Source organism: Haloarcula salinisoli, from assembly GCF_019599405.1.
Classification (GTDB): Archaea; Halobacteriota; Halobacteria; order Halobacteriales; family Haloarculaceae; genus Haloarcula; species Haloarcula salinisoli.
On record NZ_RKLQ01000001.1, the window covers coordinates 172,764 to 192,771 of the forward strand.

The 20,008-nt window shown below is 66.4% G+C and carries 20 protein-coding genes; 8 read left to right on the forward strand and 12 right to left on the reverse strand.

Translation table 11 applies throughout. The features are described from left to right. Nucleotides 1-2: 2 nt before the first annotated feature. The 3 genes from EGD98_RS00885 to EGD98_RS00895 all read right to left on the reverse strand — a co-directional run bounded on the left by EGD98_RS00885 (nucleotide 3) and on the right by EGD98_RS00895 (nucleotide 2,859). The gene (locus EGD98_RS00885; RefSeq protein WP_220586463.1) at nucleotides 3-236 is read right to left on the reverse strand and encodes a helix-turn-helix domain-containing protein; all 234 of its coding nucleotides are present in this window, start codon (nucleotides 234-236) and stop codon (nucleotides 3-5) included. 175 nt (nucleotides 237-411) lie between these two features. Beyond that, entirely contained in the window at nucleotides 412-1,836 is a 1,425-nt protein-coding gene (locus EGD98_RS00890; RefSeq protein WP_220586464.1) for a carotenoid oxygenase family protein, read from the reverse strand. Between the two features lie 207 nt (nucleotides 1,837-2,043). Then, nucleotides 2,044-2,859 (reverse strand): helix-turn-helix transcriptional regulator, encoded by an 816-nt coding sequence (locus EGD98_RS00895; protein ID WP_220586465.1) that lies wholly within the window; start codon nucleotides 2,857-2,859, stop codon nucleotides 2,044-2,046. A 197-nt stretch (nucleotides 2,860-3,056) separates the two neighbouring features. Between EGD98_RS00895 and EGD98_RS00900 the strand changes: the two genes are divergently transcribed. Further along, entirely contained in the window at nucleotides 3,057-4,496 is a 1,440-nt protein-coding gene (locus tag EGD98_RS00900; RefSeq protein WP_328761538.1) for an aryl-sulfate sulfotransferase, read from the forward strand. Nucleotides 4,497-4,502: 6 nt separating this feature from the next. Here the strand turns inward: EGD98_RS00900 and EGD98_RS00905 are convergent, their stop codons facing one another. After that, the gene (locus EGD98_RS00905; RefSeq protein WP_220586466.1) at nucleotides 4,503-4,688 is read right to left on the reverse strand and encodes a hypothetical protein; all 186 of its coding nucleotides are present in this window, start codon (nucleotides 4,686-4,688) and stop codon (nucleotides 4,503-4,505) included. 206 nt (nucleotides 4,689-4,894) lie between these two features. On the opposite strand from EGD98_RS00905, the gene EGD98_RS00910 reads away from it, so the two are divergent. The 4 genes from EGD98_RS00910 (at nucleotide 4,895) to EGD98_RS00925 (ending at nucleotide 9,701) form a co-directional block, all read left to right on the forward strand. Further along, nucleotides 4,895-6,082 carry an AI-2E family transporter gene (locus EGD98_RS00910; protein ID WP_220586467.1) on the forward strand — a complete coding sequence of 396 codons (1,188 nt, stop codon included), beginning with the start codon at nucleotides 4,895-4,897 and terminating at the stop codon, nucleotides 6,080-6,082. 75 nt (nucleotides 6,083-6,157) lie between these two features. Beyond that, complete coding sequence (locus EGD98_RS00915) at nucleotides 6,158-6,547, forward strand: secondary thiamine-phosphate synthase enzyme YjbQ (RefSeq protein WP_220586468.1); 390 nt, start codon at nucleotides 6,158-6,160, stop codon at nucleotides 6,545-6,547. Nucleotides 6,548-6,676: 129 nt separating this feature from the next. Then, the gene (locus EGD98_RS00920) at nucleotides 6,677-8,962 is read left to right on the forward strand and encodes a PAS domain S-box protein (RefSeq protein WP_220586469.1); all 2,286 of its coding nucleotides are present in this window, start codon (nucleotides 6,677-6,679) and stop codon (nucleotides 8,960-8,962) included. Nucleotides 8,963-9,062: 100 nt separating this feature from the next. Continuing rightward, complete coding sequence (locus EGD98_RS00925) at nucleotides 9,063-9,701, forward strand: DUF7344 domain-containing protein (RefSeq protein WP_220586470.1); 639 nt, start codon at nucleotides 9,063-9,065, stop codon at nucleotides 9,699-9,701. An 84-nt stretch (nucleotides 9,702-9,785) separates the two neighbouring features. Here the strand turns inward: EGD98_RS00925 and EGD98_RS00930 are convergent, their stop codons facing one another. Beyond that, nucleotides 9,786-10,061 (reverse strand): HalOD1 output domain-containing protein, encoded by a 276-nt coding sequence (locus EGD98_RS00930; RefSeq protein ID WP_220586471.1) that lies wholly within the window; start codon nucleotides 10,059-10,061, stop codon nucleotides 9,786-9,788. Between the two features lie 204 nt (nucleotides 10,062-10,265). Here EGD98_RS00930 and EGD98_RS00935 point away from each other — a divergent pair, with 204 nt between their 5' ends. Both EGD98_RS00935 and EGD98_RS00940 read left to right on the forward strand, forming a co-directional pair. Continuing rightward, nucleotides 10,266-11,060, forward strand: a complete 795-nt coding sequence (locus tag EGD98_RS00935) for an HpcH/HpaI aldolase family protein (protein WP_220586472.1) — start codon at nucleotides 10,266-10,268, stop codon at nucleotides 11,058-11,060. A gap of 323 nt (nucleotides 11,061-11,383) precedes the next feature. After that, nucleotides 11,384-11,761 carry a hypothetical protein gene (locus EGD98_RS00940; RefSeq protein ID WP_220586473.1) on the forward strand — a complete coding sequence of 126 codons (378 nt, stop codon included), beginning with the start codon at nucleotides 11,384-11,386 and terminating at the stop codon, nucleotides 11,759-11,761. 51 nt (nucleotides 11,762-11,812) lie between these two features. Here EGD98_RS00940 and EGD98_RS00945 read toward each other — a convergent pair whose 3' ends face one another. The 7 genes from EGD98_RS00945 to EGD98_RS00975 form a co-directional block, all read right to left on the reverse strand. Next, on the reverse strand, nucleotides 11,813-12,334 hold the full coding sequence (locus EGD98_RS00945; RefSeq protein ID WP_220586474.1) for a DUF7261 family protein: 522 nt from the start codon (nucleotides 12,332-12,334) through the stop codon (nucleotides 11,813-11,815). Between the two features lie 79 nt (nucleotides 12,335-12,413). Then, nucleotides 12,414-12,818, reverse strand: coding sequence for a DUF7262 family protein (locus EGD98_RS00950; RefSeq protein ID WP_220586475.1), 405 nt, complete (start codon nucleotides 12,816-12,818; stop codon nucleotides 12,414-12,416). Then, nucleotides 12,811-13,485, reverse strand: coding sequence for a DUF7263 family protein (locus tag EGD98_RS00955; RefSeq protein ID WP_220586476.1), 675 nt, complete (start codon nucleotides 13,483-13,485; stop codon nucleotides 12,811-12,813). Before EGD98_RS00955 ends, EGD98_RS00950 begins: the two co-directional genes overlap by 8 nt. Further along, complete coding sequence (locus tag EGD98_RS00960) at nucleotides 13,482-13,928, reverse strand: DUF7266 family protein (RefSeq protein WP_220586477.1); 447 nt, start codon at nucleotides 13,926-13,928, stop codon at nucleotides 13,482-13,484. Before EGD98_RS00960 ends, EGD98_RS00955 begins: the two co-directional genes overlap by 4 nt. Further along, the gene (locus tag EGD98_RS00965) at nucleotides 13,921-14,640 is read right to left on the reverse strand and encodes a DUF7289 family protein (protein WP_220586478.1); all 720 of its coding nucleotides are present in this window, start codon (nucleotides 14,638-14,640) and stop codon (nucleotides 13,921-13,923) included. Before EGD98_RS00965 ends, EGD98_RS00960 begins: the two co-directional genes overlap by 8 nt. Continuing rightward, nucleotides 14,637-16,526, reverse strand: coding sequence for a type II secretion system F family protein (locus EGD98_RS00970; protein ID WP_220586479.1), 1,890 nt, complete (start codon nucleotides 16,524-16,526; stop codon nucleotides 14,637-14,639). The genes EGD98_RS00965 and EGD98_RS00970 overlap by 4 nt, the downstream gene beginning before the upstream one ends. Further along, complete coding sequence (locus EGD98_RS00975; protein WP_220586480.1) at nucleotides 16,516-18,735, reverse strand: type II/IV secretion system ATPase subunit; 2,220 nt, start codon at nucleotides 18,733-18,735, stop codon at nucleotides 16,516-16,518. Before EGD98_RS00975 ends, EGD98_RS00970 begins: the two co-directional genes overlap by 11 nt. Nucleotides 18,736-19,104: 369 nt before the next feature. Between EGD98_RS00975 and EGD98_RS00980 the strand changes: the two genes are divergently transcribed. Beyond that, nucleotides 19,105-19,980: a hypothetical protein gene (locus EGD98_RS00980; RefSeq protein ID WP_220586481.1), complete on the forward strand. Its 876-nt coding sequence runs from the start codon at nucleotides 19,105-19,107 to the stop codon at nucleotides 19,978-19,980. Nucleotides 19,981-20,008 lie beyond the last annotated feature (28 nt).

Genomic DNA, 20,008 nt, shown 5'->3' on the forward strand with positions numbered 1-20,008 from the left:
CGTCAGTCGGTCCGGACCGGAATCCACCACACCCGCGAGCGTCCACCCACCTTCTTGCTGGTGATGTCCGTCTCGGCCTCGAGGTCGTGGAGCTTGTTCAGCGCCGTCCGCCGCGAACAGCCCAGCCGGTCGGCGATCTCCTTGGCGGTCAGCGGCTCGGCGTAGTCGCCCCGGTCTTTGAACACCTCGATGACGTCCGATTCCGTATACTGGACTTCGCGCCCGGGCGGTGACATATCCGAACCGACGGGAGCCGGGTACTTAGTTTTCGCCCGGCGTTACCGGGTAGCCTCCGGTTAAAATATCGGACGTAGACACAGCAAGAGCGTGTTTTTCCCTCGCGGGAAATCGTCGCTCGCCGATGACAGCAGCCCGCTCCGGCGCTCACAGCCCACCGGCGACACCAGGCCGTCAGGCCATACTGCGGACGGGGTCGTCGGTGGCGTAGAACTGCCCGTGGAACCCGTAGGGGAGCCGGTGGGGCAGGGGCGCCCGCACCAGTTCGTCCATCGTCGTCGCGTCCAGTACCAGCAAGAAGGAGCCGTCGGTCTCGGCGTCCAAGACGACCGAGAGGACGACGCCCTCGGCGTCGGCGTCCTCGGGTGCGCGGACGAAGATTGGCTCGCCCGGGAACGTGCCGGGCTCGTGCCAGGTCACCGCCTCGCCGTCGGGGACACTGACACGGGCCAGCCGGGTCGGGAGCGCCGACGGGCCGTCGGCCTCGGCGACGTAGCACCGGTCGTAGGACTCGCCGAGCCGCGCCGGATAGTCGACGACGGGAAACTCCATGTGGCCCTCCCGGACGGTCTCGCCGGTCGCCCGCCCGCCGTCGAGCGGGAGTCGGTAGCGCTGGAGGTCGCCCCGGGGTATCGTGGGATGCTCGCTCCGGAGGTTCGCGAGCGTGAGGTCGGTCACGGCCCGCTGGTCCCGGTAGCCGACGAGGTCCACCACGAGGTCGTCGTCGTCGGGGAATGCGTTGGCGTGATGATATACGAACAGTGGGTCGACCCGGTTGCGGGCCGCGACCTCGCCCGTCTCGCGGTCGACGACGACGAACTCGCCGGGCCGGTCGAACCGCTCGAAGACGTCGACGAACGTCGTGCCGGTGATGGCCCCGACCAGCAGGGCCGTCGGGTCGAGCCCGAAGGGCATGGCCGGCAGGACGGCGTATCGCTCGGTCAGTGCGAAGGAGTGGACGTAGGGGGCGTCGTCGAAGTCGACCGTCGCTGTCGGAGCGACCGACTCGCCGTCCCGGCGAAAGAGGGTGTAGGTCGTCTCCCGGCCGTAGGAGATACCCAGGTTGACCAGACACTCCCGCCACGGGTCGTAGTGTGGATGCCCCAGCGTGAGGTCGGCATCGAGGCCGGCCGTGAGATCGATTCGCCCCGTCGTCTCGAGGGTCTGGGGGTCGAGCGTCAGCGCGACCGGCGACTCGGTGATGGCGGCCAGCGCCCCGTCGATGCGGGCGACGCCGATGACCGGGTTGTCGGGGAACACGCCGGTCAGGGCCTGTCGAACCCGTGTCCACACCGGCCGGTCCGGCGCAGTCCCGGGGAACTGTGTGCGGACCTGCCCCCGCTCGCGGGCGAACTCGTAGTCCCGGCTGCGGACGAACCGGTTCGTGTAGGTGACGCCGTCGTCGATAGCGAACCCGCGTACCATCGCCAGCGGGTCGAACCAGTGCCCGAGCGTCCGGCTGCCGACCTCGAACTGCCCCGGGCCGTTGCCCACGTAGCGGCCGGTCAGCCACGCCGGCAGGTCGCCCTCGACGGGGAGCCGTTCGCTCGTGACTTCCTCGCGCTGTGTCTCGAAACCACAGCGGTGCGGAACTGTCATAGATGCTATCGGTGGCGACGGCGCAAGAACCTGTGGCTGGGGGGTGTTACATCCCCTGTAACATCTATCAGTGGATAAGTATAGGCAGACCCCACCTGATGTCTCTGCCGGGGAGCCTGACTGGTCCTTACCCCGAACGCTTCGGCCCTCCATGCTGGCAGCGTTCCCACGCTGCCCGTCCCCGCTCGTACGGTCGCGACGACCGTATCAGCGGCCCCCCACTGTGTTCTCCCCCTCGTACACTGAGGCCAGCGGGACCGAGCGCTCGCGGTGGCGCTCGAACACCTCGGTGGTCCAGTCGTACAGGTCACCCTCGCCGGCCTCGAGCATCGCCTTGAGGTTGTTACCGTCGTCGTAGGCCACCACACAGCAGCGTTCGTCGTCGAAGGCCACCCCGATGGAGATGGGAGTCTCGTGGACGTAGATGGTTATTCCGTCGTGGTCCGCGCCGAGCTCCAGGTCGGACTCGTACTGCGCTTTCGACTGTTCCAGCACCGTCGAGTCGATGACGAACTCGATGTCGGTCTCGCCGCTGAGCAGTTCGGCGCCGATCTCGTTAAACGGCCGGGCGACCACCGGCGAGATGGCGTGGAAATCCCCCTCGACCGCCTGTAGCCACTCGGTGAATCGACTGAGGACGGCCAGCGGGCTCCCGTCTTCACTGACCGTGAGTCGCCCCGACTCCAGTGCGCCCACCGGCAGGTCGTCCGCGACTGGCCCGAGATGCGCCGCCAGGGGACCGAAACGCCGGGCCCGCGTGACCTCCTCGTGGAGCGCCTCGTACTGCTCGGAGACGCGCCGTCCGGCCACTGTCGCGCGGTAATCCCCGTCGTGCTTGACGACCCACTGGCGCTCGCGAAAGCCCGCGAGGATGCGTTGAATCGTCGTCCGCGTGGCGTCGATATCCGCACACAGCTCGTGGGGGCGGGCTGGCTCGTCACAGAGCGCAGCGAGGACCGCTCGGCGGTGTGGCGACCCGGTGAGAAACTGGACGTCCCCGTACACCGCCTGGTCCTGTGGCATCGCTGTTGGCACCCCTTCGGGAGCCAGGGTTGTTAGTGGTACGGTTGTGTGGGCTGGTGACATAGGTTATGTCGCCCGCGTGACCAGTTGCAGTGACCGACGCCGATATCCCGGTAAGGGGCGGCTACCGACGCCAGCACATCCTTACTCCGGGACAACACGTTAATACTGATGTCTCCTCGCGCGGGTCGGTCCGTGTGCGCCGTTTCGCCCACGACTGGGTGAGCCGCCGCCGGCTCAGGCTGGCGCTGCTCGCCGTGCTCGCGCTCTCGATGCTCGTCGTCCTCCAGGGCGCGGCGACGGCCCCGCGGAGCGGGACCGCCGCGGACGTGCCCGAGGCGCCCCCGAGCGACGGTATCACCGTCGCGACCGAGTCCGCCCGCTACGGCACCATCATGGCCTGGCACCCCAACGGCAGCCGGCTCTACTACGAGGACGAGCACACGAAGTACTTCGACGTCGACCCCGTCGCGGAGACGGCGGCGACCGTCGAGTACACCGCTACCGACACGATTCATACCGAGGGCCCCGACTGCCGGGCCCCGCCGTGTGCCCGCAATCTGGTCGAGCGGACGAACCTGACCACCGGCGAGACGACGGTGATACGGTCCCGATACGACGACACAGAGACCGCCGCGGAGTGGCACGACCACGTCCGGGTCGGCGAGAGCGAGATTCTTATCGCGGATATGAACGCCGACGAGGTCCTGCTCGTGAACACGACGACGGGGTTGACCGAGTGGCGCTGGGACGCCCAGAACGCTTTCCCGGTCACCGGCGGCGGCCCCTACCCCGGCGACTGGACCCATCTCAACGACGTCGAGCTACTGGACGACGGCCGAATCATGGTCAGTCTTCGCAACCAGGACCAGGTCGTCTTCCTCGAGCGCGAGACCGGTATCCAGACGAACTGGACGCTCGGGGCCGACGACCAGCACGGTATCCTCCACGAGCAGCACAACCCGGACTACATTCCCGAGGCGCGGGGCGGCCCCGCCGTGGTCGTGGCCGACTCGGAGAACAGCCGCCTCGTCGAGTACCAGCGCACCAACGGCAGCTGGGAGCAGTCCTGGACCTGGGCCGACGCGGGGCTCCAGTGGCCCCGGGACGCCGACCGGCTGCCCAGCGGCAACACGCTCGTCACCGACACCCACGGAGACCGCGTACTGGAAGTCGCGCCCAACGGCAGCGTCGTCTGGTCGGTCCCCCTCGCACATCCCTACGACGCTGAGCGGCTGGGGACCGGCGAGGGGAGTTCGAGCGGGGAGAGCGCCCGGCGGGCGAACCTCACCTCGCGGTCGGTCGGGGCGGACGGCGGTGGGGGCGGCCAGGCGGGCGATTCGAGCGCCAAGAGCGACCGCGACGCCGTCGTCGCCGTCGCGAAGCTCCTCCGGCAGGTCGTCCCGTCGCGGTGGCTCAACGCCGTCTACTACGTCGCACCGGTGTGGGTGGGCGTGGCCGAAGCCGTCGCGACGGTGGTGGGTCTGGCGACCCTCCTCTCGTGGTTCCTGCTCGAACTCCGGTGGCGCTTGCCTCCGGCCGGCTTGCGGCTGCCGGTGTACCGGACCGGCCCCACCGACGACGGGTCGGACCAGCCGTCGGAATCAGCCGGTGGCGAGCGCGACCACACCGACTGAGCGGGGTCAGTGGCGCTCGAACCCGAGCGGGCGCTTGCAGCCGCCACAGAGGAACAGGTTGCCCGTCTTATCGCTGTACGGGGAGATGGTCCCCTCCTCCGTTGCTATCTCGGTGAGCTCCTCGCCCTCCTCGAGGTCCTCGGTGGTCTCGATGTCTTTCCCGCAGTCCGGACAGGTCAGTGTGTCTGCCATGTCGGCCAGTATGTCAGCGAAAAAGAAAGTAGTTGGCCTGTCTGGCACGACGGTCCCAGGACCCCGTGGTAGTCCGCGGTTGGCAGGCTTGCACTGGCAGGCACGTCGGATTACTCCGTGGCAGTCACACCTGCGGACACAGTGGTACCGACGGCGTTCCCGTCGCCCGACCAGTTCCCGGACCGCGAGCGCACTCGGAGAGTGCCGTGAACGCGCTGTCTCGGAGTCGACTCGGCTGGTGGGTCTACGTCGCCACCCTCGCGGCTCTCGTCGCCCTCATCGGGCACCGGTTCATCGACCTGCTCACGCTCGGACTCTTTGGCTACTACGCGACCAGACCGATTTCCGACCGCGTCGATAGCGTCGTCGAGTCGGACCGGCTCGCGGCCACCGTGACCGTCCTGACGGTCCTGTTGCCGGTGTTCCTCGTCGCCATCTACGCTGGCTTCCAGATACTCCGGCAGGTCAGGCGCCGGTTCGACGACGGTATCGTCACGCTGCTCACCGACCGCTTTGGTAACTTCGAAGCGATTCCAGGGTCACTGTTTTCCAGTCCCCAGCGACTCCTGGCGAATCCGCCTTCGCTTGCACAACTGACGCAGTTCCTCTCCGGTCCACGTCTCGAACGGGCGCTCGGGTTGCTCGGCACCGCCTTCGATACGCTGTTGCTGCTGGCGCTCGCGACGACGCTCGCCTACGCGCTCCTCCGGTACGACGACGTGCTCGCGGAGATTTTCGCGGCCCTCGTCGGCGGCCGGGAGACGACCGCCTACACCTACGCGCTGGCCGTCGACGACGACCTCGAATCCGTCTTCTACGGGAACCTCCTGTTCGTCCTCGCGATGTCCGTCGTCGCGACGGCGGCCTACGCGGCGACGAACGCCCTGGCCCCGCCGGGGCTCCAGGTCCCGCTGGTCCTCCCGCTGGGCTTTCTGACCGGGCTCGCCAGCCTGATACCCGTCGTCGTCGGCAAGGTCATCTACCTCCCGGTGGTCGCCTATCTCGGCCTCTCCGCGATGGGCGGTGGCGGGCGGGGACTCCCGTTCGTCGCCGGAGTGCTGGTCGGATACTTCGTCCTGCTGGACATCCTCCCGCAGACGTTCCTCCAGCCCTACGTCACCGGCCATCATCTCAACACCCTCATCCTCCTGTTCGCGTACATTCTGGGCCCGATATTCTTCGGCTGGTACGGCTTCTTCCTCATGCCCATCGTCTTCGTCCTGGTCGTCGAGGTGGTCCGCATCGTCCTCCCGGAACTGCTCCACGGTGAGTCGATAGATCCCACAGCGGACGTCGCCGAACAGCTGGGCGCGCCGGCCGGGGACCTCCACGAGGATACCACCGACGGGGAGACAGAGTCGGCGAACGAGGACGGGAGCGCCCCGCAGGACTGACCTCCGCGCCCGGGCGCTGCTCGAAGCGGCGCGCCCAGCGGGGGACTCTTGATGCTGTCTCTCGAACCCGACGGTATGCCATTCCAGGTCGACACCACCGACCGTCTGGACATCGTCGATATCACCGGCGAAGTCGAAGACCGGGTCCCGGCCGACGTCGTTCAGGGCGTCTGTACCGTCTTCGTCCAGCACACCACAGCCGGTGTCGTCGTCAACGAAGCCGAACAGCGCCTGCTCGGCGATATCGAGAGCTATCTGCGCGAACTGGTGTCCGAGGACGACGGCTACGCACACGACGCCCTCGACGGGAACGCGGATTCGCACCTCCGCGCGCTCCTGCTCGACGAGAGCGTCTCGGTGCCGGTCAGGGATGGGTCGCTCGCGCTCGGGACGTGGCAATCGATACTGCTCGTCGACTGTGACGGCCCGCGGACGCGGTCGGTGACGGTGACCTTTACGTCCTAAGCATAAGGCCGTCACAGTTTTCCCAGCGGTCCAGCCGGTCAGCCACACCGGCCCCACAGGAACCGGCGAACGGCTTCGCGTGGTCGGTTCCGTCGATGGAACTTTGTCACATGACAACAATCCATAATTATGGGGGCTGAGCCACTGGACGATATCTACGCGCAGACGCTGGCAGTCTTCACGGACGGTGAACAGTTCGAACCGCTCACCACGCCTGAGGTGGCTGGGGCACTCAACTGCAAGCGTCGGACGGTGTATCAACGACTGGAACGGCTCGTCGAGCGGGGCAAACTCGAGACCAAGAAAACCGGCTCTAACTCCAGAGTCTGGTGGCGCCCGCCTTCCGAGACAGCGTCGTCCGGGGATGGCACCCAGTCTCACCGCGGAACCACGCAGTCTGCTGTCTCTCGCGACGGTCGAACAGCCGGTCCGGAAACGGCCGAACCGACGGACAGTACGGCCCTCGAGGCGGGTGTGAAACGATGGTCGGAGGCGATGCAATCAATCATCGATGGAGTGGCTATCATCGACGCGTCGGGCGCGTACGTGTACGTCAACCAATCGTATGCGGATATCTACGGATACGATGGGCCCGAGGCCTTCCTCGGCGAGAGCTGGGAGATGTGCTACGGCGACGACGAACGCCGCCGGTTCAGGAACGACATACTACCGATGCTCCGGGACGGTGGTGGCTGGCGTGGCGAAGCCACGGGGAAGCGACGGGATGGGTCGACGTTCACACAGGAACTGTCGGTGACTGAGACCGAGGACTGTGGCATCGTCTGTGTCGTCCGTGATATCACCGACCGCAAAAAGAGGGAACGACGGCTTCGCGAGGCTCGACAGTTCAACGAGGAACTGGTCGAGAACGCTCCGTTTGGGATGTTCAGACTGGACGAGCAGCTTCGTATCACGTACGAAAACCCACGGGCCGAGGAGATTATCGGGCTCCCCGAGGACAGGGAGTCGTCGGACGCCATCGGCGCCGATATCAGCGAACTGCCACCCATCGTCGAGACCGGCCAGTCCGAGCTGTTCAAGAGCATCAGGGATGGCTGCGCTATCGAGTTCGACTTTCCCTTCGAATCGATATACGGCAAAGAAGCGTACTTCACCGGCCGCGCTGTCCCGGTGTATCGGGACGACGAGTTCGATGGAGCGATTCTGATGGCGACGGACATCTCCGAGCGGCGACAGTACGAGCGGGAACTGGAACGACAGCGGAAGCAACTGGCCGCACTCGACGAACTGAACGACGTCGTCCGCGGCATCACGGAGGCAGTGATCGACCAGTCGACTCGGGAGGAAATCGAACAGGTCGTCCGCGACCGACTGACGAGCTCCGATTCGTATCGCATCGCCTGGACCGGGGCTGCCGACGGGGACGACCAGTTGGATATGCGCGTCGCGGCCGATATCGACGGCTTTCTGGACGCGTTCCCGCTCTCACCGGCTCCGGAGGCGGCGGCTGCGCGGGGCCCCATCGAGCGAGCGCTCGAGACACAGGCTATCCAGGTGGTCCAGCACGCCCAGCAGGACCCACCGTTCGATGCACTTGGCGACCACGCAACGGCACACGGCTACCGAGCCCTGGCAATTATTCCTATCAGCCACCAGGGAGTGCTCTACGGACTTCTCGGCATCTGTACCGACCGGTCCGATGCCTTTGCCGAGGCCGAGCGGGAAGTCGTCGGTCAACTCGGTGATATCGTCGGGCATGCCATCGCCGCAGTCGACCGAAAGCGGGCCCTGATGAGCGACGAGGTCATCGAACTCGAACTCCGGATTCCGGAGCTGCTCTCGTCGAGTGAGCTGCCAGCGACCGATGGGTCAGTGACCATAGACCGGGTGACACCAGTCGGTGATGAGACGTTTCTGATGTACGGGCAAGCGACCGACGACGCAATCGAGGTCGTTCGCAGGCTCAACGAGCGGCTCCCGGGCTGGGACCAGCTGGACGTCTTCACCGAACAACCCAACGAAACCCGATTCGAACAGCAACTCTCGGATACGCCCGTCGCCACTATCGTCGCCGACTACGGCGGCAACTTCACCGGCGGCGCCATCGAAGCCGGTTCGTTCACCGGGACCGTCCAGCTTCCGGTCGGGACAGATATCCGCTGGCTTCTCGACGTGCTCAAAAACGAGTATCCTGACATTCAGGTGGTCCGGCAGCAACAGGTGCGGCGTGGTACCGCCGAGTCCGGCGATATCACCAGTACCCTCGCGGAGAATCTCACCGACCGACAGCGAGTCGTGACCGAGGCTGCGTACTTCGGAGGATACTTCGACAGCCCCCGGCTCCAGTCAGGGGAAGACATCGCCGAGTCACTCGGTATCAGAGCCGCAACGTTCCATCAACACGTCCGCAAGGCTGAGCGCAAACTCTTCGAGCTTGTCTTCACCGAACTGTGACGGTGGCCAGGGACCCGCGTGGCAGGTGACTGTTATCGGGGTGAGTTGCCCCCTCATATTTGAGCGACCTAAACTATTGTCCCATCGAGCAACAAATTGTATGGCGAGTCAGGGTGGGATACCCGGTGCGGGGGCTAACGGCTACGACGCAGCCTCGATTCTCGGTGAGGTCCGTTACCGCCGGATACTCGCAATTCTTCTCGACCGTTTCCAGCCGGTTCCCAGTCGGGAACTCAGTGTTCAGGTCGCGGCGCGGGAGGCCGATATCCCACCCTCTGAGGTCCCTGAAACCGAGTGTGAATCCGTTCGGATGGAACTCGAACATCGATATCTCTCCAAATTGGAGCGGGTCGGTTGGGTCGACCGAACCCCGGATGGACTGACCGCCACAGCACCCCGGCCCGCACCGAGGGATGTGCTGTCGCTGCCCTCCCTCCGTGAACCAGAACACCCCCACTGGGACCCCGTCAGTACGTTACTGGCGCGTCCCTATCGAATCGCGGTCGCCGCACTCCTTGCCGACCGACAGCAGCCGCTGGCGCTGGCGCAACTCGCCGAGCAACTCCGCGAGCACGAGCAGGAGTACTCGTTGCCACCGAGACAGCGACTTCGTCTGCAGCTCTATCACGTCGACCTGCCGAAACTGGCGGATGCCGACCTGGTCGAGTTCGACAGCGCCGAGCAGACAGTCGCTCGAACCTCACTGACCAGCGATATCATCGCGGATAGTACCAACTGATACAGCAATCGCACCGCCGCCGTGCGATTGGGTATGCATCGAGTTTCATCGGCCACTGTGGCCTGGTTTCGATGCCCGGTCGACTCAGGACTCGATGGCTGATTCGTGTGGTTCCTGTATGCAAACGTACTCCGGTCTGACAGTAATCTCGAATCCCATGTACTGAAACTGCAGTGACCTGAGATTCTTCGAGGACGACAGCAGGGTATCCATCGCATCGACATCGATGGCTGTCTGAAGTGGTGTCAACTCGGCAACTGGCTGCTCGGTAGCGGCCGATACAGCCCGAAGAACGGTCTGGTGAACTGACTCCGTGTGCTCGATCTGTCTGCTTACTACCCCACACCTATCCTGTCCCATGAGAACGGGTCACGCGCTTTATTTTTATAACTTTTGCTAACATATTTCGGCTAGAGTGTTTCATTTATCGTAACTGCGGCCTTTCACAGACGGCCGCGTTGTCAGTGTCGTGACGTCGTTGGCCCGCTCGAACGACGGCGCCGCGTCGGGGCCACTCGGGTAATGTCCACTACACTTATTGATTGACAATCCGACATTTATCTCATGCCATCTTCACGGGCGGCGAACGGACTTCCAGCGACGCTGCAGGAGGGCGACGTGGCCCTGGGGCTGCTCGACAGCACGTACAGTCCGACGGTGATGGAGTTCTGTGGCGAACTCGGGCTCGACTTCGTGTGGCTGGACCTCGAACACGGCGGGCCGGACCCGTGGCACGCGCCCACTCTCGAACACCTGCTGCTGGCGGCCGAACGGACCGGTATCGACCCGCTCGTCCGGCTCCCCGATACGGACCCCACACTCGTCCGGAAGGCCCTGGACCTGGGCGTCAGAAACCTGTTTCTCCCGCGCGTCGAGAGCGCTCAGGAGGTCCACCTGGCGGTCCGCTCCGCACGATACCGCTACGATGGCGGGCCGGGCGACCGCGGCCTCGCGGCCCCACGGGCCAGCCGCTGGGGGCTCACGGAAGAGTACGTCGAGCGGGAAGACGAACAGACGCTCGTCGGCGTGACCATAGAGACCACCGATTCAGTCGACGCTATCGACGAGATTCTCGACGTCCCGGAACTGGGCTTTGTCTTCATCGGCCCCTTCGACCTGTCGGTGTCGCTGGGTCACCCGGGCGAACTCGACCACCCGGAGGTCGAGGAAGCCGTCGAGACGGTCCGCTCGGCCGCTGTCGACGCGGAAGTCCCCGTCGGTGGCCTGGGCTTTGGGATGGACGACGTCAACGAGAAGGCGGAAAACGGCTACCAGATTCTCCACCTGGGCAGCACGACCGGGGCGCTCCAGACGGCAATCGAGGGCTGGCTCGACGCCTTCGAGGGCGAGCGGTCGTGACGTAGGCGCGGTGGTGTTGAGACCCCAAGACGTGACGTATCAGGGGTGGCGCTGTCGACGGGTCCCGGTCACCCACCAACGGCCTGGCGGACCATCGTCTCGGCTCGCGCGAGTCAGAACTGGACAGTGCTTATGCGCGGCTCGTTTCATAGGGCTGTATGGACGGTGCTCTCAGCGTAGACGCTTTTATTCTCGAGTGGAACGAATGGTCGAACGGCTATATCGCACGGTTTCGCCCCCCTGCGTACGATTCCGATTCGACCTGGCAGTACTGTGAACTGCTGCATACACTACTCCCGACCGATGGCCGACATCAGGATGCCATGTATACGATTACTGTGCGGTTGCACGAGGAGCCGACAGGAATACAGCGTAACGTCGGGGCATCGGTTACGACCGCAGAATTCGACGTAGATATCGCTACACGCCACTCGGATTTCACCGAACTCACGGGGTACCACACGACTGGGCAACGCGTGATAGAGCACTCACACGGGAACGCGGCGGTCGCCGGGGTCTTCGGCGACCTGACCAGCTACGACTACATGACCGTGCGACTCGAATATCAGGACGACCTCCTCGATGCACGAACCGACGCCTACGATTCTATCGACGATGCTCGGGACCAGTTCGTCGAGTTCGTCGACCGGAAAAACGAAAATATCGGCTGGGATAAATGTCCTACCGAAACGTTGTTTTGACCACCCGCCCGGTATCACTGTCTGAGCGTCGGCCGGTACGTGGTGTCCCCCTCACCCACCGACGCCCTTGAGGACAACCGTCACCTCCGTCTCGCCCTGGTCGGTCGTCGTGGTCACGTCGACGCCCACCGCCAGCACGTGCGTGCGGCCGACCCGGTCCTGGACGACGACGCCCCGGTCAGTGCGACAGGGGCCAAACTCCCGACCCGATCCGCTGGGGCAGTTCGTCGACTGCCAGGTGCTGGCCGCCGTCGCGTTGTATTCTATCTCGGTGACGGTGCCACGCTCTATCTCCGCGGTCTGGAGCCGCGAACGCACCGGCTCGAGGTCCTCGCGGAACGCTGTCACCGCCGCGCTGCGCTCGGCCCACGGGTAGGTCCCGGGCACGGACTCGCTCTCCCGGGTGACGGCGCGGTCGAGGACGCGCACAGTGTCTCCCGTCGGGTCGTCGACCGCACTCGCCGCGCGGACGTCGTCGTGATAGCCGAGCTGGAGATAGGCGAGTACCACCGGGGCGAGCGCGACGGCCACGAGCACCGCGGCGACGAGGACGAGCTGGCCACGCTCTTTCATAGGCATCCTTCTCCGTCAGTTCCGGACTGCCCCGACGCCCAGGTCGGGCTGTACCGGACACTCGGCACACCGACGCCTATCACGCGTACCACACCTCGATTCGGACCGTTCCCGACCCCGTGAGGACCGTCGCGGTCCCGGTCGTCGTCCGCTTCGGTACCGCCGTCCCGACCGAGCCGTAGGGCGTCCGGACGTTGAACAGTACGTTCGCCGGGAGGATGCGCTCGACGCGACGCTCCAGGTTCCCGCGCTCGCGGTCGAAGGCCCGCTGGCTGGCGACGACCTCGCCCAGCCGCGTCGTCCCGTTGTGTCTGGCCGGGTCAGTCTGGATGATGGTGGCCGTGTCCTCGGCGTACGCGGTCAGCTGTGCCCCCTGCGTGTCCGGGACCGGCGTCGCCAGTGCAAAGCCCAGCGCGACGGCGAGAATTAGCGCCGCGCCCAGGGCCACCTCGACGAGCGACAGCGGGAGCTGTGCCCTAGGCATCGACGGTCACCGAGAGGGTCGTCTTGGTCGTCCGGGGCGTCTCGTAGGCGATACGGACCGTCCCGTTTCGGACGCGACCGGGCGTCTGGAACGTGATTCGCGTCGTCCGGTACGGCGTCAGCTCGACCTCGTAGGGTCCCCGGAGGCCGCTGTCGTTGTGCAGGCGGACCTGGTCGTTGACCCGCATCGTCCGGACCGCCGTCCCGTTGCCCGGCGAGAACCGCACTGTCGCACTTGTGGCCCGGCGCGGGAGCGTGACCTTTCGGCTCTCGGGACTGATGGTCCGCGTATCCGTCCGCTCGACGAGGACGAGTCGGCGAATCGTCGTCCCGCCTGTGGCGTCACCGGTCGTCGCCACGGTGTCGTCCCCGAGTTCGACGTCGACGGCGTAGCCCGCGGCCGCAGGCACCGCCGCACGGAGTGTCGCCCCGTCGAAGCCGTCGACTCGCGACCCGTTCAGGACGTTCGCCCGGTCGGCGACGGGGCCGTCGGCGGCGACGAGTCGCTCTGCCGTGGCCGCGGCGACCCGGCGCTCGTCGGGCGTCCGCTCGGCGCTCGCGATGGCCGAGTCGGCCAGCCCGAGCCCGAGCGCCGTCACCAGCGTCAGCAGGACCAGTGCGACGGCGACGGCGGGCAGCGTCGTCTGCGCCCGGGTCGAGGGCGTCATCCTCGCGCCCCCAGTCTGATAGTCAGGTTTCCGCGCGACCCACTGACAGTGACGACGGTGTCGGCCCCGGAGTACCACGTTCCCGTGACGTTCCCGACCCGGTCGGGCAGCACCGGTCGCGCCTGGCCGCCGACCTCGTCGTCGGGGTGGGAAAGCAGCAGATGGCTGCCGTTGGCCCGGATACTGTACGGGGACCCGTCGATGGTCCCGGGGAGGTCGACCCGCTGGCTGGCGGCTACGTTCCGGCCCCGCGGCGGGACAGCCCGCTCTACCTCGGCAGTCGCTTCCGCTAGTGCCCGCTCGCCCAGCTGTGCTCCTACGGCCCCCTGATAGGCCGGAATCGACCCGCCGTACAGCACCGTCGTCAACAGCGTGATGTACAGCACCACGATAGACAGCGAGAGCAGCTTCTCGACGACCGTGCTGAGCCCGCGGTTATCCACCTGTCACCTCCGTGTTCGTCCGGTGGACGACCAGCTGGAGCTCCTGTTGGCCCGCGACGCCGGCGATAACACTGGGCACGCCGTCGCCGTCGATATCCCGCGTGGACGTCGACAGCCCGCGCTCGCGAAGATATCGGGCCACCGGGTCGGGTGTAGCCGTCTCGATAGCGATGCGGTAGTCCGCCCGCGGGAGCGCCGTCCGGTTGTGGGTGACGTTGGTCCGCAGCCGGGCGGTGACACCGCCGCTTCCGCTGACGGTCGACCCGCGCTCGCCCAGCGTGACGGCTCCGACCACCAGCGTATCGGTGTCCCGCGTGACAGTCACCGGCGACCCCCGAACCAGCCACGCGTTGCCTGGCTTCCCTCGCGTGATGGCGCCGCCGACGAAGCCGACGCGGTTCGCCCCCGAGGTGTAGACCAGCCCGCCGATATCGACCTCTCGCCGGACACCGCTGGTGTTCAGGATGCGGAGCTGGCGGTCCACCGTTGCGAGTTCACCCTCGCTGAACTGCACGTCCACGCGGTTCGGCCCGGTCTGCTCGACCGGGCGGAACTCGCTATCGAGTGCGTTCGCGACACGGCGTTCGTCGGCCGTCGCCGTCTGGCCGTCGATGATGCTTCCGACCACGGTCGTCAGCCCGCCCAGCGCGATGGTCGTGATACCGAGCAGGAGGACGATACCGACGACGTGGGACTGGGCGCGGCCGGTCACAGCAGCCCCACCCCCGCGTAGATGGCGTAGGCCGAAAGCACCAGTGCGCCCGAGTGGAGTAGCGCCTCGTAGAACCCCCGGCTCGCCGTCCCGGCGAACCAGCCCGAGGCCAGCATCGTCGCCTGGGTCACGACGTAGAACCGGTAGCGCTCCCTCGCGGGGTCGATGGCCGACGGGTCGAAGGCAACGGTCCGACTGCTGGCGACCGTCGAGAGCTGGGCGAACTCCGAGAGGACGTAGACGTTCATCGCGACGGTGATACCGACCACCAGTAAGGCGGTGGTCCAGCCGACAGCGACGTACACTAAAAGTGCTGACCGGAGCGATTTCCGCTGGTGGTAGAGCCGACCGATCTCGGTCTGGAGCGTCTCGAAGACGTCTTCGGCGTCGGTACCCGCGTCCAGCGCCCCGACGACCAGCCCGATGGTCTGTTCGGCCATCGGCGTCCCGACGCGGTCGACGAACTGGTCGAGCGCGGCCGCCCGGCGGTCGGCGGCCGCCTCGTTCGGGCTGTCGGCCAGCGAGAGTGTAAAGGAAAGCGCTTCGACATCCTCGGCCAGTGCGCCCAGCTGGACCTCCTCGGCGACCCGTCGCACGGCCTCGGGAAACGGCCGCCCGAGCGCGACGTGGCCGGCCACCGCGTGCACGAAGTCCTGTATCTCCCGGTCTTTCGCGTCGTCGCGGCGAGCGCGGCGGACGGCCACCAGCCCGACGGGGAGACTGGCGCCGACGTACGACAACAAGAGGACGTTCACGGGTCGGTACCCCAGCCACCAGAGCCCGGAAGCGAGTACCAGCCCGAGGGGGAGACAGATCACCAGCGCGCTGGCGGGGTTCGACGTGCCCGTCCGGAGGACACCGACGAGGCTGTCAGGCAACCCGTAGCTCGGTGCGGCAGTGTTCCGTGGCCGCAGGCTCGTGACGATGAACGCGGCGACGATTCCGGTCGACAGCACGAACACAGCGCTGCTGTAGACGACGACCGAGCGGACGGAGGTCGCGCCCAGCGGCGTCGTGATGGGCTGGGACAGCCGCGGCGAGAGCACACCCATCACCGTGACAATGAGGACGACCAGCGCCGGAATCACCAGCAGGACGACGAAAAGCTCCGCCAGGAGCTCCAGATAGCCGGTCGCCCGCTCGTGCCGGCGGCTCTGTTCGTGTGAGAGCAGGCGTCCTTCCATCTCCAGATACCCCTCCAGCGAGTCGGGACTCTGGTTGGCGTGTTCGCGAAATTTCAGCAGGAACGGCGCCAGCAGGTCCCGCGAGGGCGTCTCGCTCGCGACCCGTTCGAGCCCGACGTCGAGGCTTCCGGTGAGCGTCCCGCGGTTGAGCGCACGGCGAAACTCCACGGCCGTCTCCCCGTAGGCCTCCTGCTCGGCGACGGCGCGGAGCATTTCGGTTCTGTCGTGAGTCCCCGACGCGAGCACGCGGAGATATCTGACGGCGCCGGGCAGCGTCGTCGCGATGTCGGCCGCACGGGCCTGGGCGACCCACGAGAGGTAGCGGTTGCCAAGCGCCAGGACGGCCCACCGCGAGCCGACGCCGACCGCGAGTGCGAGCACGAGTGCGACGGCCAGCCGGGAGACGGGGGGTAACGCCAGCCGGTTGAGGACCGGGACGGACTGTCCCAGTGCCGTGGTGAGGCGGTCGAAGGTGCTCGCCGGCAGCGCCAGCGCCAGTGCGCCTGTCGACAGACTCGTGAGGACGAGCACGAGCCACGCCAGTCCGTACACTCGCGCGAGATACAGCCCGAACCCGGTGTCGGGGTGGGCCGCCCGGTAGCGCTCTCTGGTCGTCGTGTGTCGGTCGTCGTCCGTATGGTGGGCAAAGAGCGCGTAGAGCCCGCGGTCTACCAGGCCGAGGCTTTGCCCCTCAGTCGTCATCGGTCTCGACCTCCAGATGCAGCGGGTCCGTCTCGCCGCCCTGTCGGCGGAGGCGCTCGACCGTCGCGGCCTCATTAGTCTCCAGGTCGGCGAGGACGCCGAACAGCTCCTGGAAGTCAGTTATATCCTCCCTGACGAGATACTGCACGTATCTGTGGCGGCGGTGGAAGGTCTCTTCGACGGTCTCGACCGATTCGTCTCGGAGCCGTGCCAGCCGGTCGAAGATACCCGTTTCGACGCGTCTGTGACTGTCGCCCAGCTGCGGGTGGTCGTACGCCAGATCGAACGAGCCGTCGGGGCGGTGCCGACAGAGTGTGTTGTAATGAATCCGTTCGCCGTCTTTCTCGATGGTTCCACCCCGGTCGCCGTCGAGTGGCTCGTCGAGGAACTCGACGACCTCGCCGACGTAGCGCTCGCCGCCGACGTGACGCGGGAAGGCGACGAGGTCGATTTCGCTCAGCAGGTAGGTCGGAACGCCCTTCTCGATGATGCGGTTGACGAGTGTCTCGACGTCGGCCGCGTGGGTGGTGCCCAGCACCCCGTGTCCCGTGTTCAGCGTCTCGGCGAACGTCTCGAAGGAGGCCTGGGTGTTTATCTCGGCGATGACCTCGACGTCAGGGTTGAGGTAGTTGCACTGGGTCATGAGGTCGGCCATCGTCACCCGGCGGTGGTCGCGCTCGTGGTCTCGGGTCGTGAGAGAGACGCCCGTCTCGTGTGGAATCTGGACCTCGCGAGACCCCTCGTCGATGCTGATTGGACGGTCCCGATAGGGGATAAAGGGCATGTGGGCGTTCATCAGCGTCGTCTTGCCGGCCCCGGTCGGCCCCGAGAACAGGACGACGCCGTGGGACTCGTAGAGGAGCCAGAGCAAGGCGACCAGTTCCGTCGGCATCGAGTCCCGTTTGACGAGGTCGACCGGTGTCATGGCGTCGGCGGACTGCTTCCGGATTGAGATGTGCGGGCCATCTTCGCTGATAGTGGGGAGGGCGACCGCACAGCGGATGGTCTCCTCGGCGTCGTGGATGCCATCGCCCTCGGGGTCGATGTTGACCTTCGCGCTGGGGTTCGAGGCGTTGAGTTCGGTGCCGTCGTCGGCCGCTAGTTGTGTCACGACGTTGACGAACGCCGACTCGTCCTCGAAGGTGAGGTTGGTCGGGACGCGGCCGTCGTGGCCCAGGTCCGCCCTCGGCAGCACCTTCACACGCTCGCCGACGCGGTTGGCCTCGATATCCTCCAGCGTGTGGTCGCGGATGGGGACGGTGAGCTTGCCGTAGCCCACCAGGTCACGCAGCACGTAGTACAACAGGTCGTCGCGGCGGTCGTCGGCGAATCGCTGGTCCAGCGGCGGGACCGCGAGGTCGAGTTCCGCCAGCGCCGACCGCGCCCGGTAGGCCACCGCGTCGAGCCACTCGGTCGTGTTACGGACCGTCAGCTGTCGCGCGAGCAGCGACGTGGCCCGCTCGCGGACGAATCCAACGCGGTCCTCGACGACGCCGTCGACGCTGGTCTCCCACACCCGCTCTTTGCAGGCCGCGATGAGCTCTTCGTCGCCCGGGAGCAGGTCCGGTTCCCGGACGGCGTACTTCGTGGTGAAGGGGTCACTGCCCAGCAGGTGTTCCCGGTAGACGATGACGGGTATCTCGAACCCCTGGAAGGTGACGGTGTGGCACTCGACGCGCTCGCTGGCGAAGCGCTCGATGAACTCGGGGTCCTCGAGCTCGGTCGCCGCGGGGGCGTAGTCCTCCGTGTGGACGACGACGCTGTCTTCGGTCACGTCGGCGACGTCGATGCGGTCGTCCAGCGCGTAGGGGGTCAACTCGTCAAGACACGCCAGCGAGCACAGGGCGTGGTAGGCGACGCGCCGACGGCTCGCGGGCGAACGATCGATGAGCCGGTCGATGACCCGCCGGTGTTTCGGCTCGAACCCCTGTTCCATCCGTTCGACGGCACCCTCCCGCGTGCGTGGCCGCTCGATGTTGGCGCCGTCGAAGTGGGACTCGACAGTTTCCAGCGCGTCGCGGTCGCTCGGCGAGAGCACCGGTTCCCGGACCTCGTAGCGGAAGCCGTCGGCCTGGCGGACGGTCACGACGACGCCCGGATGGATCTCGTCCTGTTCGCGCACGTCCGGCGCGTACCACGCGTCGGGGTCGTCTGGCGGGACCGGTGCCGGGACTGTCGGTCGTTGCTCCCCGGCTGCTCGCGAACTCATTTGGCGGGTTTGGCCGAGTGTCGGTATTTAAAATTCCACCCTATCTAGTTTGAATATATAATTCTGGCGCCCGCTCGGTTGTATTTGGTCGGCACACGAGGTACGTCTGATGCCGGATATTGTGCCGTATTTCCCGGGATAGTGCTCCAGTGCGAACCAACCCAGTACAAGGATCACCCATGCCGTCCCAGAACGGCGTGACGAGGAGCTGAGGTGTCGTCACGGCGACGAGTAGCGCCGAAACGATGGGGACGTACTCACCACAGTCGAACCGTCGCCAGCCTCGCCGTACTGGGCTCTGTACCCGTCGGCCCAACTGCGGGACAACTATCCGACAGATTCAGGTCGGTGGTTGCTGCACGTCCCGGTATGTCCTCCGCCGAACCGCCTGCCACGGGGAAGCAGGCACGCGTCGCCGCCCTGCAGTGGGGTCTGGTTCAGACGTTCGTCCTCGACACGCTGGCTCGATTCCTCCGGAACTACTACCGGGCGACGACCACGGCCTTCTTCCCCCCGGACTGGGTGAGTTCGCTGCAGTTCGCCACGCCGCTTGGCCTGGTCGTCGGCGCTGTCGGCGGCTACCGCTGGGTCACGAGTGGGCCCGGGGCGACGACCGCCGCGGCCCACCGCGACCGCGTCGTGTTCGTCGGCGCGCTACTCGTCGGGTGGGCCCTCGCGATAGTGCCGACGCTCGCCGCCCAGTGGCTGCTGGGTGAGGCGTTCTTCACCGTTCCGTACTTCGTCATCCCGACCCTGTCCGCTATCTCGGCGGCGCTGGGCGCCGTCGCGGTCACCTACCGCGTCGACCCGGCGGCGCTGCGACGGCGTCGAGCGCGACTGCTCGGCGCGGTCCAGGGCGCGTTCGTCGGCCTCGCGCTCGGGCTGGTCGGCTTTATCCTGTACAGCAACTACCTCATCGCGACACGGGATAATTTCTCGGTGGACGGCAGTCCCGGCATCGTCCTCGGCGTCGTGGTCGGCGCGCTCGTCGGCTACGCGCTGGCCGACCGACTCCGAAGCGGCGACCGCGCCGCGGAGTTTCTCGTCCTCTTCGTCTGCTCGCTGACCGTTCTCAGCCTGGGGCTCTCGCTCGGACAGACGGCCCTCGCGGCGGTCGGTGTCCCCGTCGGATTCGGCTGGTCTGGCGCGTCGCTGGGCCTGTCGACGGTCGCGTCACTCCTGCTTTCGGGCTATCTGGCCTATGGCGCAGAGACTGCCGTCTATCGGCGCTTCGTCGACGGCTGAACGACCAGTTCGACCAGGCCGGGGACGG